Origin of the sequence: Cupriavidus sp. SS-3 (assembly GCF_035818815.1) — a bacterium.
Lineage (GTDB): Bacteria > Pseudomonadota > Gammaproteobacteria > Burkholderiales > Burkholderiaceae > Cupriavidus > Cupriavidus taiwanensis_C.
The window spans coordinates 121,159-135,892 of the sequence record NZ_JAYLVT010000019.1; the positions used below are offsets into that span (position 1 = coordinate 121,159).

At 67.3% G+C, this 14,734-nt stretch carries 14 protein-coding genes; 4 read left to right on the plus strand and 10 right to left on the minus strand.

Translation table 11 applies throughout. The features are described from left to right. Positions 1 to 302 precede the first annotated feature (302 nt). Positions 303 to 1,613, plus strand: coding sequence for an MFS transporter (locus tag U9J39_RS24090; protein ID WP_326348272.1), 1,311 nt, complete (start codon positions 303 to 305; stop codon positions 1,611 to 1,613). Between the two features lie 58 nt (positions 1,614 to 1,671). Here U9J39_RS24090 and aac(3) read toward each other — a convergent pair whose 3' ends face one another. The 6 genes from aac(3) to U9J39_RS24120 all read right to left on the minus strand — a co-directional run bounded on the left by aac(3) (position 1,672) and on the right by U9J39_RS24120 (position 6,894). Continuing rightward, on the minus strand, positions 1,672 to 2,526 hold the full coding sequence (gene aac(3) / locus U9J39_RS24095) for an aminoglycoside 3-N-acetyltransferase (protein ID WP_326348273.1): 855 nt from the start codon (positions 2,524 to 2,526) through the stop codon (positions 1,672 to 1,674). 73 nt (positions 2,527 to 2,599) lie between these two features. Then, positions 2,600 to 3,688 (minus strand): extracellular catalytic domain type 1 short-chain-length polyhydroxyalkanoate depolymerase, encoded by a 1,089-nt coding sequence (locus U9J39_RS24100; RefSeq protein WP_115713736.1) that lies wholly within the window; start codon positions 3,686 to 3,688, stop codon positions 2,600 to 2,602. Between the two features lie 177 nt (positions 3,689 to 3,865). Then, a complete protein-coding gene (locus U9J39_RS24105) occupies positions 3,866 to 4,741 on the minus strand; it encodes a DUF2950 domain-containing protein (RefSeq protein ID WP_373429573.1) in 876 nt (291 codons plus the stop codon). A 5-nt stretch (positions 4,742 to 4,746) separates the two neighbouring features. Further along, positions 4,747 to 6,093, minus strand: a complete 1,347-nt coding sequence (locus U9J39_RS24110; RefSeq protein WP_326348274.1) for a DUF3300 domain-containing protein — start codon at positions 6,091 to 6,093, stop codon at positions 4,747 to 4,749. A 50-nt stretch (positions 6,094 to 6,143) separates the two neighbouring features. Continuing rightward, positions 6,144 to 6,536, minus strand: a complete 393-nt coding sequence (locus U9J39_RS24115; protein WP_240987793.1) for a hypothetical protein — start codon at positions 6,534 to 6,536, stop codon at positions 6,144 to 6,146. 67 nt (positions 6,537 to 6,603) lie between these two features. Further along, positions 6,604 to 6,894, minus strand: a complete 291-nt coding sequence (locus U9J39_RS24120; RefSeq protein WP_172581848.1) for a transposase — start codon at positions 6,892 to 6,894, stop codon at positions 6,604 to 6,606. Between the two features lie 780 nt (positions 6,895 to 7,674). Between U9J39_RS24120 and U9J39_RS24125 the strand changes: the two genes are divergently transcribed. Then, the gene (locus U9J39_RS24125; protein ID WP_115713739.1) at positions 7,675 to 8,634 is read left to right on the plus strand and encodes a LysR family transcriptional regulator; all 960 of its coding nucleotides are present in this window, start codon (positions 7,675 to 7,677) and stop codon (positions 8,632 to 8,634) included. 416 nt (positions 8,635 to 9,050) lie between these two features. Next, entirely contained in the window at positions 9,051 to 9,716 is a 666-nt protein-coding gene (locus U9J39_RS24130) for a response regulator (protein ID WP_115683468.1), read from the plus strand. Between the two features lie 35 nt (positions 9,717 to 9,751). Here the strand turns inward: U9J39_RS24130 and U9J39_RS24135 are convergent, their stop codons facing one another. Continuing rightward, the gene (locus U9J39_RS24135; protein ID WP_115713740.1) at positions 9,752 to 10,213 is read right to left on the minus strand and encodes a MarR family winged helix-turn-helix transcriptional regulator; all 462 of its coding nucleotides are present in this window, start codon (positions 10,211 to 10,213) and stop codon (positions 9,752 to 9,754) included. A gap of 32 nt (positions 10,214 to 10,245) precedes the next feature. Next, a complete protein-coding gene (locus tag U9J39_RS24140) occupies positions 10,246 to 11,841 on the minus strand; it encodes an MFS transporter (RefSeq protein WP_115713741.1) in 1,596 nt (531 codons plus the stop codon). A 250-nt stretch (positions 11,842 to 12,091) separates the two neighbouring features. On the opposite strand from U9J39_RS24140, the gene U9J39_RS24145 reads away from it, so the two are divergent. After that, on the plus strand, positions 12,092 to 12,382 hold the full coding sequence (locus U9J39_RS24145; protein WP_147299348.1) for a hypothetical protein: 291 nt from the start codon (positions 12,092 to 12,094) through the stop codon (positions 12,380 to 12,382). A gap of 158 nt (positions 12,383 to 12,540) precedes the next feature. On the opposite strand, the gene U9J39_RS24150 is transcribed toward U9J39_RS24145, so the two are convergent. Both U9J39_RS24150 and U9J39_RS24155 read right to left on the minus strand, forming a co-directional pair. Next, on the minus strand, positions 12,541 to 13,509 hold the full coding sequence (locus tag U9J39_RS24150; RefSeq protein ID WP_326348275.1) for a tripartite tricarboxylate transporter substrate binding protein: 969 nt from the start codon (positions 13,507 to 13,509) through the stop codon (positions 12,541 to 12,543). A gap of 25 nt (positions 13,510 to 13,534) precedes the next feature. After that, complete coding sequence (locus tag U9J39_RS24155) at positions 13,535 to 14,701, minus strand: pyridoxal-phosphate dependent enzyme (RefSeq protein ID WP_326348276.1); 1,167 nt, start codon at positions 14,699 to 14,701, stop codon at positions 13,535 to 13,537. Positions 14,702 to 14,734 lie beyond the last annotated feature (33 nt).

Genomic DNA, 14,734 nt, shown 5'->3' on the forward strand with positions numbered 1-14,734 from the left:
CTTCTTTGTGCCCCGGATTTCACATTTTTCGACATTATGGCAACGGTTTCGGACAAAGCAAAGAAATAGACCCGGCCAGACCCGCCCGCGGACCGGCGCTGGTCCACTTCCGGTTTTGACCGCTCAACGGCTCGTGCGCCGATCTGGTATCTTTACGTCCTTTGCGAAGCGTTCCGTCGCAAGCCTGTGGCTTACCCGCCGCGCCGTGCCTGCCTCTCCCGCGCTGTACCCTCCGGCCACACCCATCACGTTATTCCGTGCTGCGCGCTTCGCATGCGTTCTCTTCCATGCGAGTCCATTCCATGTCTACCACCAGCAGTACCGCCGCGGGTGTCGGCACGCCGCGCGCCAGCGCGCGCGCCCTCACCGGCCAGGATTACAAGACGCTTTCCCTTGCCGCCCTCGGCGGCGCGCTCGAATTCTACGACTTCATCATCTTCGTGTTCTTCGCGACGGTGATCGGCCAGTTGTTCTTCCCGCCGTCCGTGCCCGACTGGCTGCGCCAGTTGCAGACCTTCGGCATCTTCGCGGCGGGCTACCTGGCGCGGCCGCTGGGCGGCATCATCATGGCGCACTTCGGCGACCTGCTCGGCCGCAAGAAGATGTTCACACTGTCGATCCTGCTGATGTCCGTGCCCACGCTGCTGATGGGCCTGATGCCGACTTACCAGTCGATCGGACTGGCCGCGCCGGTGCTGCTGCTGGTGCTGCGCATCCTGCAAGGCGCGGCCGTCGGCGGCGAAGTGCCTGGGGCCTGGGTCTTCGTTTCCGAGCACGTGCCCGCGCGCCATGTCGGCTACGCGTGCGGCACGCTGACCGCGGGGCTGACCGCCGGCATCCTGCTCGGCTCGCTGGTGGCCACCGGCATCAACACCGTCTTCACCCCGGCCGAACTGGCCGACTACGGCTGGCGCGTACCCTTCCTGATCGGCGGCGTGTTCGGCATCGCGTCGATGTACCTGCGCCGCTGGCTGCACGAGACCCCGGTGTTCGCCGAACTGCAGCAGCGCAAGGCGCTGGCCGCCGAGATGCCGCTGAAGTCGGTGATGCGCGACCACGGCGGCAGCGTCGCGGTGTCGATGCTGCTGACCTGGATGCTGTCGGCCGGCATCGTGGTGGTGATCCTGATGACCCCCACCTTCCTGCAGAAGCTGTATGGCTTCGACGCGCGCACGGCGCTGGTCGCAAACAGCGTCGCCACGCTGTGCCTGACGGTCGGCTGCATCGTGTCGGGCGCGCTGGCCGACCGCATCGGCGCGCGCCGCACGCTGTTCTTCGGTGGCCTGCTGCTGGCGGTCTGCGCCTACGCGTTCTACACCACCATCTTCACCCGCCCCGACCTGCTGCTGCCGCTGTACGCGCTGGCGGGCTTCCTGGTCGGCACCATCGGCGCGGTGCCGTTCGTGCTGGTCAATGCGTTCCCGGCGCAGGTGCGGTTCTCGGGGCTATCGTTCTCGTACAACGTGTCCTATGCGATCTTCGGCGGCCTGACGCCGATGGTGGTGACGCTGATGCTGAAGAACGACCCGCTGGCGCCGGCGCATTATGTGGTGGCGTTGTGTATGGTGGGGATGGTGACGGCGCTATTTGTGAAGGAGCGGTCGCCGGGGTGATAGGGCCATCGCGGCAGATAAAGCGGGACGGGTGGTGAAATGCCGTTCTGTTAAGGGATCAATCACTACCGTCATTCCCGCGCACGCGGGAACGACGGTTCGCGGACAGCCCGAAATAGTGCTGTTCCAGGTAGCCGACGCCGAACGCCACGATATCCCGGGCGTCGATCAGATAGCAGTGTGCACAGCCCACCTGGCCTTCGGTGTGCCGGCCTAAGGGAACATAGGCTCTGGCGATGGTTTCTACACCGTCCGGCTGGCCTTCGATGGCAAAGCAATCCAGAATCCCGTTCGAGTCAAAGTCCTCTGCGGCCTTCCACACGGTCTGCCCGTCCGCGCCTTGCAGAGGCATCTCATAGGTGACGCGGCGCTTGCCGGGGATCTCGGCAATGGCCTCGGCGTAGTGCAGGACGGTCAGAGCATCGAGACCAGCGCCAAGCAGCAGCACTTTGCCGCCCTCGTTAACAAAGCGCTCGATCGGAGAGCCTTTGCCAAAGGCTTCACCAAGCCGATGTGGCTCGATCAGGAATCTTGCGCGTGGTCCGAGCGCGACCATGGAAGCGTCCGGATGGCCGCTTCGCAAGGCACCCGGGAATGTGGCGAGATAATGGTTGAGCAAGCCGAAGCCGCGATACGTGCCTGCCGTTGCAGGATCGAAAGGCGGCCAGTTGCGCCGCTGCTGTTCGTCCATCTTCGCACCGTGCAGTGTCTCTTCATAGGGAGACCGATCCCATGAGGCATAACCTAGCAGCGTGCCTTCGGGGCCAACGGCGTCGCGAAGTGCTGCCACAAGGGCAACAGCGCCTCCGTCGATAGGGCCGATGGCCTTTAGCGAGGCATGTACCATCACAAGGTCGCCGGCATGGACTCCGAGCGAGCGAAGTTCGCAGGTGATTGTGGCTTGGCTTCGCATTGTCCGCTTTCCCATGTGCCGATCGGTGCGACGCCGGGCGACACAAACTCAGGCGCCTGCCACGCACTGCGGCTCAGCGCCGATACTGCCGAAAAAACCCCCACATCATCGCGCTCGCATCCGGCCCGATATCGCTGTGGTAACTGTAGCGGTCGTCGCCGCCGCTCCAGGCATGCCCCAGGCCTTCCACCTCGACCAGCGTCACCAGGTCGCGCTGCCAGCGGCCGAAGCGGTATTCATGCGAGCGGCCCGGCATGTCGCCTTCCGGATCGAAGCGAGCGGGGCGGCCGGCGAGGCGGTCTTCCAGGCCGTTGTAGGCCAGGAACTGCCGCGCCAGCAGGCGCCCGTTGACCGGATGCACCGCTTCATCGGCCAGACCATGGATCACCAGTGCGGGCATCTCGGAGCCGCCCGGTGTTACGCCGGCGGCATCGAGCAGCCAGGCGGGCTCGGCCTCGGAGCCTTCCTGCATCGCGCGCAGGCCAGCGCGGGGGTTGCCGGCCGCGCCGATGACCACGCCGGAATGGAGCGCCACGGCGGCCACCTTGTCCGGGTAGCGCAGCGCCACCACCGCGGCCATGGCCGCGCCGGCGGACATGCCCGCCAGGTAGATCTCGCGCTCGCGTACGTCATGGCGCGCCGCCAGCGCGTCGACCAGCGCGGCCACGGCCTGCGCCTCGCGTCCGCCGTCGGCCGCGCCGAGGTCGAACCATTGCCAGCAGCGCTGCACCTGGCGGCGCAATGGCTGTTGCGGGTAGGCGACGATAAAGCCTTCGCGTTCGGCCAGTGCATTTAGGCGCGTACCCGCGGCCAGCTCGTCCGGCGTCTGGCGACAGCCATGCAGCGCCACCACCACCGGCAGCGGGCCGCGATGGGCCTTCGACGGGATGTAGAGGTGATAAGACAGTTGCGGCACCAGTTCGCCCGGCATGGGTGCCAGGCGCAGCCGGTGCGCCTGCCAGCTGCCGGGCAGGATGCCGGGATCGGCAACCGGGCGCGCGGGCCGGGCAGGCCTGGGCGGGTCGGGCAGGCGCGTCGGTGTGAGCGGATTGAGCGAATCCATGCGCCGGAGCCAGGATTTCACCTGGGCTTCCGTGCGGTTCTGCACGCGGCTCAAACGCCGCATGCGAGCATGCCAGTCTGCTGCAAGGCTCTTCGTCATGAGGACTCCTTTGTGACGGAATCTCCCCCTATGCCTTTATTGTTGCGTTGCAGCATACCATAGACGTGAGTCGTCCACCCCCAATGGGGACTGTGAGTGGGGAAAACGAAACGGAGCCTTGACGATGCCGGTGGGCGCCGGCCGCCCATGATTTCCGGGCGGCGCAAGCGGAAGATGTCAGCGATCGGCCACCCGCTTCCAGCCTTCGGGCGAGAAGCTGCGCATGGCCCGGGCGCGCGATGCCGTGCCGGACCCCAGGTCCCGTTCGTAGAACACACGGTCGCTTCCAAGCAGGAAGGTATGGACGCCGGTATCGCCGTAGCGCGCCGGCCATGCGACCAGACCGTAGCCGCCGTCGCTACCCGGGGTGGCCGGCAGGATGCGGTAGTGGTAACCGTAGAACGCGTCGGCGGCAGGCGTTTCCGGCCCCATCGCCAGTGCATCGGGCCCGAGCGGGCTGGCGTCCTGCTCGCTGTCGGCCGGCCAGTAGAGTCCGTCGGTCTTGCCGGGCGTGCTGATCAGCCGCCTGGCGTAGCGGCCCTGGCCCACCTGCTCGGCATAGCGCTGCTGGGCGTCCGCCAGTTGCAGCAGGGTTTCCATGGTGACCAGTTCGTTGCGACCAAGCCGGCGGCGGCGCACTTCCTGCTGGCCGGCAGGCAGGTCGAACTGCCAGCCGCCCTTCTGCCGGGCAAGGGGCACCGGGAAAGTCCATCCGCTCTCGCCCACCGCAATGCGCACGCGGTTGTCGCCTTCGGGCTGCACGGCATGGTGGCGCGCCCATGCGCCCAGGAAGTCATAGACGTCGTCCTGATCGATCGAGCCTTGCGGCACCAGCAACTGGTATTGCTTGCCAAGCACACGCTGCAGTGCGTCGGCATCGCTGCGTGCGATGGCGTCGCCGAGCGCGTCGGCTGCCGCTTGCGGACTCGGAAAGACCTGTTGCGCCGCCGCGGGGACGGCCAGCGACAGGGCCAGGGTCGCAGCCACCAGCGACAGCATGCGCGCACCGCGAAGGAAGGCGACGGCGGGAATCAGGTTACCGGTCTTGCGCATCTGCATTACCTCCGGCCATGGCCAAAATGTTCACCGCCGCCAAGCCGGCCTCCGCCCGCCGGCCCATCGCCGTGGCGCATGCCGCCCTGGTTGAACCCGGCCGGACGCACCGGTGCCGCCTGGTGCTGGGAAAACCCGGCGCGCTGCGTCTGCTGGCGCATGCGATCGCCGTTGCCGGCGTCGCGCAGTGCGCTGTCACGATTGGCATTGCGCGCACGGTCACGTGCCGCGGCCTGATCGGCGCGCTGGTGCTCGGCACCGGCGGGACGCGGATTGCGCGTGCCGGCACTGGCCGCGCCCTGCCGCGCGCCCTCGGTGCGGCCGGCCACGCCGCCGGCATGGCCGGGAATCGCCTGGCCGGTACGGCCTTCGAACGAGCGGGCGGCGCGATCGCGAGCCTGGTCACGCGCCGACGGTTCACGCTGCACGGCGCCGGCGCCGCCGACGCGCTGGCCCGGCTGCGCGCCCGCCTGGCGGTTGGCCAGGCCGGCCTGGCGCTGCTGGTCATAGCGGCCGCGCACCGCCGCGTTGTTGTAGGGGACGTTGCCGCGCCGGGCCGGATCGTGCTGCCAGTTCACGTTGGCACGGTTCACGTCCAGGCGCTGGTTGACATTGATGTTGTTGTAGCGATTCACGTTGATATTGACATCGTGGTCGTGCCAGTTGAATCCGCCCCACATCGCATCGACCGCTGCCACACCCAACCCGAAGCCGATGCCCGACACCAGCGCCGTGGCGAACACCGAGCCCGGCGGCGGCGGGTAATACGCCGGCGGATAGGCCGGATACGGCCAGGTGCCGTAAACCGTGGTCGGGTTATAGGCAGGCACATAGACCACTTGCGGATTGGCCGGCTCGATTTGCACGATGGTGGTGCCGCCGGTACTCTGGGTCACCACCTTCTGCTGTTCGGTGGTCTTGAGCGTGCCCGCTTTCTGCGCCTGCAAGCGCAAGCGCTGCACCGAGTCCATCACGTCATTGGGCTGCGCCAGGAAGGCATCGCCGATCGACTGCACCCATTGCGGCTGGCGGCCCATCATGTCCAGCACCGACGGGAAGGCGGCGAGCGATTGCACGCTGGGGTCCCAGGTCTGGCTGGCCACCGCCTTGGTGGCGGCGTCGCCCGACAGGCTGGGATTGGCCTTGGACCATTGCGCCGCCGCGGCCACGTCGGCCGGATAGGTGGCGGCCATCAGCACCTGGGACAACAGCGCATCGGGATACAGCGCCACCGGCGCAGTGAGCTGGTCCAGTTGCGCCTGGCTCAGCGTGGTTTGCGCCAGCGCGGGCTGCAGCGGAGCCATTAGCACAAGTGCCAGGCACCATGCGAAAAGCTGTTGAAGACGATGCATGTTGACTCCACAAGTTCGCAGGTGACAGCCCGCCCCCGCCAGGCCACCGCTCAGCGGCGCTCCTGCGCGCACTGCTGGCGATACGCTTCTTCCAGGCGCTTCCGATCCGCCTGCCGTTCCAGTGTCGGGTAGGTGCGCCCGTCAGCCGTGGTGACCGAACCTTTGCCGGTGGACCATTGCGGTCCGCCGGGCAGTGCGTTGATCTGGTCGAGCAAGCCCTGGCAGTGCTGCCGCTGCGATGCCGACAGCGTGCCGCCAGGCCCTTCCACCACCGCGGTGGCCTCATCCAGCATCCGCGGCGGTGGCGGCGCCACCATCGGCGTAGCGGCCGCCGAAGCGGCGGCTGCGGCCGCAGCCGCACTGGCATTGCCAGCCGCCCACAACGGGGCGGCCGCCATGGCGGTGCATGCCAGCATGCCCGCCTTGATCAGAAACTTCATCAAACCCATGACTCCAGAGCCGCCCACGGCGAGCCGTCTGCCGTGGGCATGTTGCGGGAACCGTCCGTCGCTAGCGGTCCTTGCTATTGCCGCCGCGGCGGCCGGTGCGGTTGCGCATCAGCTCAAGCTTGAGCAGCGCGTCCGCAAGCATACTCTTCAGCTTGGCATTCTCTTCCTGCAGTTCGCGCAGCTTGCGCCCGTCCCGCGCTTCGCCGGTGCCGGGCTGGCCGTAGCGGCTGCGCCACCCGTAGAACGATGCATCGCTGAAGCCATAGCGCGCGCACAGCTCGCGCACCGGCACGCCGCTGGCTGCCTCGGCGAGATAACCGCGGATCTGTTCTTCCGAATACCGTCTGTTCACGAATCTCTCCGCTTCGCAACGGCGGGGCCCAGGCGTCGCACAGCCGCGACGCCAACCGTGCCGACTCTCGCCGTAAGTTAGCCCAGAGCCGCCGCAAAAGGCAATTCAGTGTCTTCGCAGTGCGAGTTAAGAAAATTATCGCGGCGCAGGGGTGCCAGCCATTGGCACGCGTCACCAAAATTCGTTATTCCAATTTGGAAATTGCATGGACTGATTGCGTGCAAAGGTCACCCAAGCGGGGGATGAAATACCGTTACCGGAACTGGTATTTGACGCCAGACCGGCCCGCAAACGCTTATGGCAAGCCATGTCTTCAGAGCGATACAAGAGCGTCAAAAAAGAATGTACAGGTCTGTCATCAATTCAAGTTTCTAGGACTTTCTCTAAGCATGTATTAAGATTCCTCGGCATAACTAAATTTCACACGCCTTCGCACGGCGCCCTTGCGGTGCCGGCAGAAGCGCGGCCCGGCAGCGCACCACCCAGAAGTCGCCCCGCATGCCGGCACCCATCCCGGCCGTCGGCATGCGCCGGATTTTGATGGATCAAAGCATCGCCAAGTTGTGGGTCTGAGCTACGTGGACACTGGCGTGTCACGCGTGTAGTGAAACATCCTGCGGAACCCTTGCGTGCGGGATTTCAAGCTTGACCCACTTGGCTCGCGCGGCGTGGCAAACGCGCGGTGCGCCCTGGTTTCATGCGTGCCATCACTGGCGCATCGCTGTTTGCATCGGACCGACAAGAACAAGAAAGCGAAGTCATGTGTCAGGAGAAGTCGGAATGCGTCATGTCAGCACGAAGTTGTTGCATGTCTTTGTTCTGGTCATGGAGTACCGTGACCTGAGCGCCGTTGCGGCCTGCACCCAGGGACGCGTGCCCACGGTGGCCTACAGCCTTGCGCGCTTGCGCGAGATCACCGGCGACCCGTTGTTCGTCAAGCGCAACGGCATGCTCGAGCCCACCCCGCATGCACTGCGGCTGGAACAGACGGCGCGCCAGATCCTGGCCAAGTGGAACCACCTGGTGCGGCCCGGCGAACCGGGCCTGAGCAAACGCCGCGAAGGCGGCAGGCGCGTTTCCATCGGCTTTTCCTCATCGATCGGCGATCCCGTCATCACCGAGATCCTGACCGCGCTGTGCGAGCAGTTTCCGCAAGACAGCTTTGTCACGCGCCCGGTGATTGCCGACGCCGCCCTCGCGGGCCAGCTGAGCGAGGGCGAGCTCGACTGCGCCTTCGTCGTCGATAGCGGCCATGATCCCGAGCGCGTGCGCCAGCACAACATCATGGCCACGCCGCGCCGACTGGTCAGCGCCACGCGCGGCGGCAGCCAGGATGAGAGCGAAAGCGCGTGGATCCTGCTGCAGGAAGACAGCGAGGCCGGCAGCCCGCTGCGTGCCTTCCTGAGCCGGCAGGCCAGCACGCCGGGTCATCGCGAGACGGTGGTGCCCTCGTGGCATACGCAGATCACGCTGCTGCACTCCGCCGGCGGCATCTGCTCCGTGCTGGATTTCAACGTGCCGCTGGTCACGCGCGAGCGCAAGACCCGGCTGCTGGCACCACCAAGCAGCTTCCCCGAATGGGCCGCGCTGCACTTCTGGGGGCCTGAGCGCAGCCGCGACCAGGGCGTGCTGCGCGATGTCATGGAAGTCGGCAGCGCCGTGCTGCGCGACCCGCTCAAGGCCATCGACGGGCGCCGTAACGGGCGTCCCGCAGTCGCGTCCGAGGTCGCAACGACCTGACGCCAGGCGCGACACCAACGTGCAAACGGGCGCTGTCCGCCGCAAGGCGGCAGCGCCTTTCTTGTCACAGACCGCTGTCACGGATCGGCGACAGCCGCACCGTTCATCACCCCCCGAGATGGATTTTCGAACTGCCGGCCCGCGCGGCACTCGCGCGCGCTGGATGGCGCAAGGATCGTTTCGGGCCGTGATTTACGAATCCTCCTAGTTCCGCCGCACTGGCTCGCCGCTATGCTGCCATGGCATTGCCGCAGTCCGGCCGTCTCCCGTTTGGCCCGGACCGGCGGTCATGCGAGCAGTTGTCCGGCGCCTCCATGTCTGGCGTCATTTTTGCGCCGCACGTCGCCATGGCGTGCGGCGTTTTCTTGACGTTTGCCGAAGGCTGCGCCGCCTGAACATGAATCGAGGAGCACCCGATGGCATTGAGGATCCTGCTTGCCGATGACCACCCGCTGGTCTCGGCGGCCGTCGCCGATCGCCTGCACACCCAGACCGGCTGGGAAGTCTGCGGCAGCGTGACCAGCGCGACGGCGCTGCTCAACAGCATCGACAGCCTGCGCCCCGATGTCGTCATCACGGACTACCACATGCCCGCGCAGGGCGAACGCAACAGCGACGGACTGCGGCTGCTGGCAAGCCTGCGGCGGCGGCATCCGTCAATGGCGGTGATCGTGCTGACCATGATCACCAACCCGCTGGTGCTGCGCTCGATCCTCGACACCCAGGTGCACGGACTGGTGCTGAAGGACGCCCCGCTGACCGAACTGGTCACGGTCGTGTACCGCATCCAGCGCGGCTTTCATTACATCGGCAAGTCGGCCATGGAGGTGCTGTCGCAGGCCGACCCGGGCAGTCTGGCAGGTGCTGGCCGGGCCGGCGCGGAACGCCTGTCGCGGCGTGAAATGGAAGTACTGCGGCTATACCTGACCGGGCGCTCGGTCAGCGAGATCGCGATCCAGCTGTGCCGCAGCGTCAAGACCATCAGCCGGCAGAAGAACTGCGCCATGCAGAAGCTCGGCGTCACCAACGACCGCGAGCTGTTCGAGTTTGCCGCGCTCAACGGCCTGCTGCTTAGCGGTTGAGCGCATGCAGCCGCTCGGCGTACGCTGCCGCGGCTTCAGGCCGCGTCGGCCTGCTCCGCCGCGCGGGCCTGTGCGTGGGCAATGCCCGCCTCCAGGCGCGCCAGGCCGCGCGACAGTTCGCGCATGGTCGTGGGCGAGACCTCGGACAGCACATCCTCGAGAAAGGCCGAGCGCAGCGGCATGGCGCGCGCCACCACCTCGCGCCCGGCCGGCGACAGCGTGACATGGGTCACGCGGTTGTCGCGCTCGGACGTGGTGCGATCGACCCAGCCCAGTTCCTGCATGGCCTTGAGCTGGCGCGTCAGCGCACCGGGATCCATGACGACGAGGTCGGCCAGCGCCTTCTGGCCGATGGCGCCCTCCTGGTGATGCAGCGCATGCAGGATGCGCCAGCGCGGCAAGGGCAGTCCCATGCGCTGCTCGAACGCCCCCGCATAGGCGCGGTAGGTTCGGCCGAACTGCTGCAATACGGCCACGCTCTGTCGCTCCAGTTCCATCCGTTCTCCTCAGGTTAAGTTGCCGCCGGACTTCACTCCGCCGCCATCGCCGGCGCCGGACCGCGGGTCAGCTTGATCGATGGCACCTGGCGCGCGCACCACACGCCCAGCGCGGCCGCTGCACCCGCCACTACCAGGCCGAGGTGGATGGACCCCACCAGCGACACGCGCGCCTGCTCCAGCAGCAATGCGCCATTGTGCCCGGCCTGCTCCAGCTGGCCGAGCAGCGCCAGCTGCGACGCCTTGTCGATCAGCACCTGCGGGTCGGCCATGCGCGATGCCCACTGGATCGCATTGGCACCGGACAGCGCCTGCTCGACGCCGCCGGTATAGCTGCGCGTCACCAGCGTGCCCACAATCGCCGTGCCGACCATGCCGCCCACCATGCGCAGCGACTGCAGCATGGCCGTGGCGATGCCGAGGTGCTCGCGGCCCGCGGTCTGCTGCGCGAACACCGTCAGGTTGGGCATGATAAAGCCCAGGCCCAGCCCGCCGACCAGCATGATGACCATCAGCACGCCATGCGGCATGCCGCGCGTGGCCTGCGACAGCCCCAGGCACGACAGCGCCAGCATGCCGAAGCCGGCATAGAGCATGGTATTGGGCCGGCGGATGCGCGTGACGATGCGGCCGTTCAGGATGCTGCCGACGGTGATGCAGACCACCAGCGGCGTGATCAATACCCCCGCCTCCTTCGGCGAGTAGCCGAAGCCGCCCTGGAACAACAGCGGCGCATACAGCAGCAGCGCGAACATGGTGAAACCGGCGAACACCGAGAGCTTGAACAGCGGCGCCAGCCCCGGGTCGCGGAACATCTCGACCGGCAGGATCGGATTGGCGCAGCGCCGCTCCCACTGCCACAGCGCCACCAGTGCCACCGCCGCCAGCACGAGCAGGCCCGCGGTATAGGCGTCGAGGCCGCGCGCCGGCAGCAATTCCACGCTCATCTGCAAGCTGCCGAGCCCGGCCGCGATCAGCAGCGCCCCCAGCCAGTCGACCCGGATCGGCCCGCGATGCGCCTGCTGGCGCAGATGCGGCAGGTAGCGCCAGGCAAACCACAGCCCCAGCACGCCCACCGGCAGGTTGACGTAGAACACCGCGCGCCAGCCATACCACTCCGTCAGCAGCCCGCCCAGCGACGGACCGATCGCATTGGCAATGCCGAACGCCGCGCTCAGCATCACCTGCCAGCGTAGACGCACGTGCGAATCCGGAAACAGGTCGGCGATGCAGGCAAAGGCCGTACCGACCAGCATGCCGCCGCCGATGCCCTGCAGCGCGCGCGCCGCCACCAGGAACGGCATGTTCGGCGCCATGCCGCACAACGCCGAGGCCACCGAGAACACCACGATCGATGCCAGCACGAACGGCTTGCGTCCGTAGTAGTCGCCCAGCCGGCCGAACACCGGCACGGTAATCACCGAGGTCAGTAGGTAGGCCGTGGCGACCCACGCGTAGTATTCGAACCCCTGCAGCTCCGCCACCACCGTGGGCAGCGCCGTCCCGACCACGGTCTGGTCCAGCGCCACCAGCATCACCACGAAGGCCACGCCCAGCATGGCCAGCAGCGACTCGCGAAACGGCAGGACCTGGCCGGCAGGCTGAGGACTTTGTGGTTCGGGGGTCATTTTATTGCTCGATCAATCGTTGCATTGTCAAGAATTATAGGTCAACTTTTGCGGCCGTGCCTTCCATCTCAGGCGCGGTTGTGATGCCCGCGCCCGGGGACATGAGCGGGCGGAAGCCCCGCTACAACAACAAGGTGGCGCCGGCCCAGGCGATCAACAGGATTCCAGAGTCAAGACGGCATCCGCGCCAGCATGTGCGTCGGGCTACCCACAGCTTGGTGATGTACCATCGCCGGAAACGGAGGTCGCCATGCCCGCAGAGATGCGGAAGTGCCTGTGGTGGTACAAGTTGTGCTGGGTCCTGGTATGGCTGTGCGCCAGCACCTTGCTGGTCGGGGCGCCGGGCCTCCTGATGGCCGCCCTCTTTGTAGCCGCCGCGCTCGCGGGCGGCGCTTCGGCGGCGTACCTGGAACAAGTCAAGCCAACCATCGTCGCCGATTTCGTCTGGTTCGCTGCCTCGGCGGCGGTACTCCTGTTCCCGCTGGCGCTGGCGATCCACAGCGTGCGCGTCTATCGCCTGAGCCGGACGGACTGGACGTAACGCCCGTCTCAAGCGCCATGCTTGCCTTACGCGGCTACACGGTCTGGTCGGTGCCGGAGAACGACCGATAGCAGCGACTGGCCGCCAATGCGAGTCTGCGACACGATCAGCCGGTCGGCCGCGGCGCGGCAGTCGAGGGGCCCGCAGGCCCCCGCGGATTATTCAGGTTGAATACCCGATTGCTTCACCAGACTCCCCCAGCGGTCCACCTCCGCGCGCAACCGGTCGCCGAGTTGGGCGGGCGTCGACGCTTTCAGGTCGATGCCCTGGCTGTCTAGCCGGGCCCTGGTCTGCGGGCTCGCCAGCGCCGCGCGGACTTCGTCGGCAAGCCGGTTCACCACCGTCGTCGGTGTCCGCGCCGGCGCGACCAGGGCCCACCACTGGCTGACCTGCATGCCGGGCAGTCTGGCTTCGGCGGCGGTCGGCACGCCGGGCAGCGCGGCCACGCGCACCGGGCCGGTCACCATCAGCGCCGAGATCTTGTTGCCGCCCAGCAGGCTGCTGCCGCTTGCCAGCGTGGCGAAATGCCCCTTGACCAGTTGCGCGGAGACATCGGTCAGCGCCGGCGCCGAACCGCGGTACGGCACGGCGTCGACCGGGATCCCCACCTGGCTTTCCAGCATCTTGGCGGCCAGATGGCTGATCGAGCCGTTGCCGCTGGTGGCCAGCTGCAGCGGCGTTCCCGCCTTGCGCGAGTCCGCCAGGAAGCGCTGGATCTCTCCGGCACGATATTGCGCGCTGTCCGCGAACAGGATCAGCGGCGCCTCGCCCAGCAGTGACACCGGCGTGAAGTCGCGCAACACATCGTAGGGCATCTGGCGGAACACCGACGGTGCAACGGTGTGCGCCAGTTCGATCACGCCCAGCGTGTAGCCATCCGGCGCGGACTTGGCCAGCGTGTCGGCGCCGATGCGGCCGGAGGCCCCGGCGCGGTTGTCGACCACCACCGGCTGGCCCAGCGATTCGCTCAAGCGCTGCGCGACCGCGCGCGCCAGCGCATCGGTACTGCCGCCGGCGGCCCAGGGCACGATCAGCCGGATCGATTTTTCCGGATAGGCAGCCAGCGCCGCCGGCATATGGGCCGCGAGGCAGCAAGTGATGGCGGTCAGCAGGTAACGCAGCTTCATGAAGGTCTCCCCAAGGTGTTTGAAATCATGCCTGGCCCGGATCGCGGTCGCCGCGCGCGGTCAGCATCAGCATCACGGCTTCGGTCCGGTCGATGCGCCCGTCGGCGCGTAGTGACTGCGCCGCGGCAAGGCCGGCGCCGGCGCACAGTTCGACCCAGAATCCCGCGGCCGCAAGATGGCGGGTGCCATCGCGTGCCGCCGCATCGTCGACCACCACCGCGCCGCCGCCCGAGCGCCTGACCGCAAGGACCTGTTGGGCGGTCACGGTGGAGCCGGCGGTGGAGAACTGAATCGTCGTGCCGGCGAAGTCGGACTGCTGCGACGCTCCTGCCAGCACGCGCGACAGCCGTGGAAACGGCTCGACCGCCCAGAGGCGCGGCAGCTTCGGCAGGTGCCCCAGCGCAACCAGGTCCCGCAGCGCGCTATAGATGCCCCACAGCAGGTCTCCGCGCGCGGTCGGCACGATCACATGGTCGGGCCGGCACCCTTGCGCCACCCATTCCAGCGCAACGGCCCGGTAGCCTTCCACGCCGAATACCGGGCTGCCCACCGCCGGCACGCTGTAGTTGGTCAGCGCGAAGGCACCGTCGTCCCGGACGCGCCGGCGCACATGCGCCCAGCGCGCATGGCCGTTATCGCAGATGACGCGCCGTGCGCCGTAATGGCGTAACGCGGCGTCGAATACGGCGGGCAGCGCCTGGTAAGTCGCAACTTCGCAGTCCAGCCCCGCGGCAGCGCAATAGGCCGCCGCTGACACCGCGGCATTGCCGCTGGATGCCAGCACCACCTCGCGCGCGCCGATATCGAGGGCCCGGCTGACGGCCTGCGCCGACATGCGGTCCTTGTGCGATCCGGTCGGGTTCGCCCCTTCGTTCTTGATCCAGACCGACGCCACGCCGGCCAGCGACGCCAAGGCTCGCACCGGGAGGCAAGGCGTCGCGCCCTCCCCAAGGGATACACCGTCCAGGTAGGGCTGCCAGCGCCCCCATGTATAACTTCCGCTTTTCGGTGCAAAATTCAGTGCCTGGGCGTCGTAGACCGCTTCGAGGCTGCTTGGATGACCGGCGGCGGCGCAGGCCGGGCAGCCTTCCGGCATGTCGCCGAGCGCATAGCGGGCGTGGCAGGAGATGCATCGCAGCGCCTGCATGGCCGGGTTGATAAGCGGTTGGGTCGGATTGCCGCGGGCGCGCATGGTATAGGCTGATGGCCGGAGTGGAAGTGGCTC

Excerpts from the sequence above, each read along its gene's own strand:
- U9J39_RS24105 (WP_373429573.1), bottom strand. The coding sequence starts at position 4,741 with ATGCGCAAGACCGGTAACCTGATTCCCGCCGTCGCCTTCCTTCGCGGT.
- U9J39_RS24155 (WP_326348276.1), bottom strand. The coding sequence starts at position 14,701 with ATGCGCGCCCGCGGCAATCCGACCCAACCGCTTATCAACCCGGCCATG.
- U9J39_RS24150 (WP_326348275.1), bottom strand. The coding sequence starts at position 13,509 with ATGAAGCTGCGTTACCTGCTGACCGCCATCACTTGCTGCCTCGCGGCC.
- U9J39_RS24100 (WP_115713736.1), bottom strand. The coding sequence starts at position 3,688 with ATGACGAAGAGCCTTGCAGCAGACTGGCATGCTCGCATGCGGCGTTTG.
- U9J39_RS24145 (WP_147299348.1), top strand. The coding sequence starts at position 12,092 with ATGCCCGCAGAGATGCGGAAGTGCCTGTGGTGGTACAAGTTGTGCTGG.
- U9J39_RS24125 (WP_115713739.1), top strand. The coding sequence starts at position 7,675 with ATGCGTCATGTCAGCACGAAGTTGTTGCATGTCTTTGTTCTGGTCATG.
- U9J39_RS24140 (WP_115713741.1), bottom strand. The coding sequence starts at position 11,841 with ATGACCCCCGAACCACAAAGTCCTCAGCCTGCCGGCCAGGTCCTGCCG.
- U9J39_RS24130 (WP_115683468.1), top strand. The coding sequence starts at position 9,051 with ATGGCATTGAGGATCCTGCTTGCCGATGACCACCCGCTGGTCTCGGCG.
- U9J39_RS24090 (WP_326348272.1), top strand. The coding sequence starts at position 303 with ATGTCTACCACCAGCAGTACCGCCGCGGGTGTCGGCACGCCGCGCGCC.
- U9J39_RS24135 (WP_115713740.1), bottom strand. The coding sequence starts at position 10,213 with ATGGAACTGGAGCGACAGAGCGTGGCCGTATTGCAGCAGTTCGGCCGA.
- U9J39_RS24110 (WP_326348274.1), bottom strand. The coding sequence starts at position 6,093 with ATGCATCGTCTTCAACAGCTTTTCGCATGGTGCCTGGCACTTGTGCTA.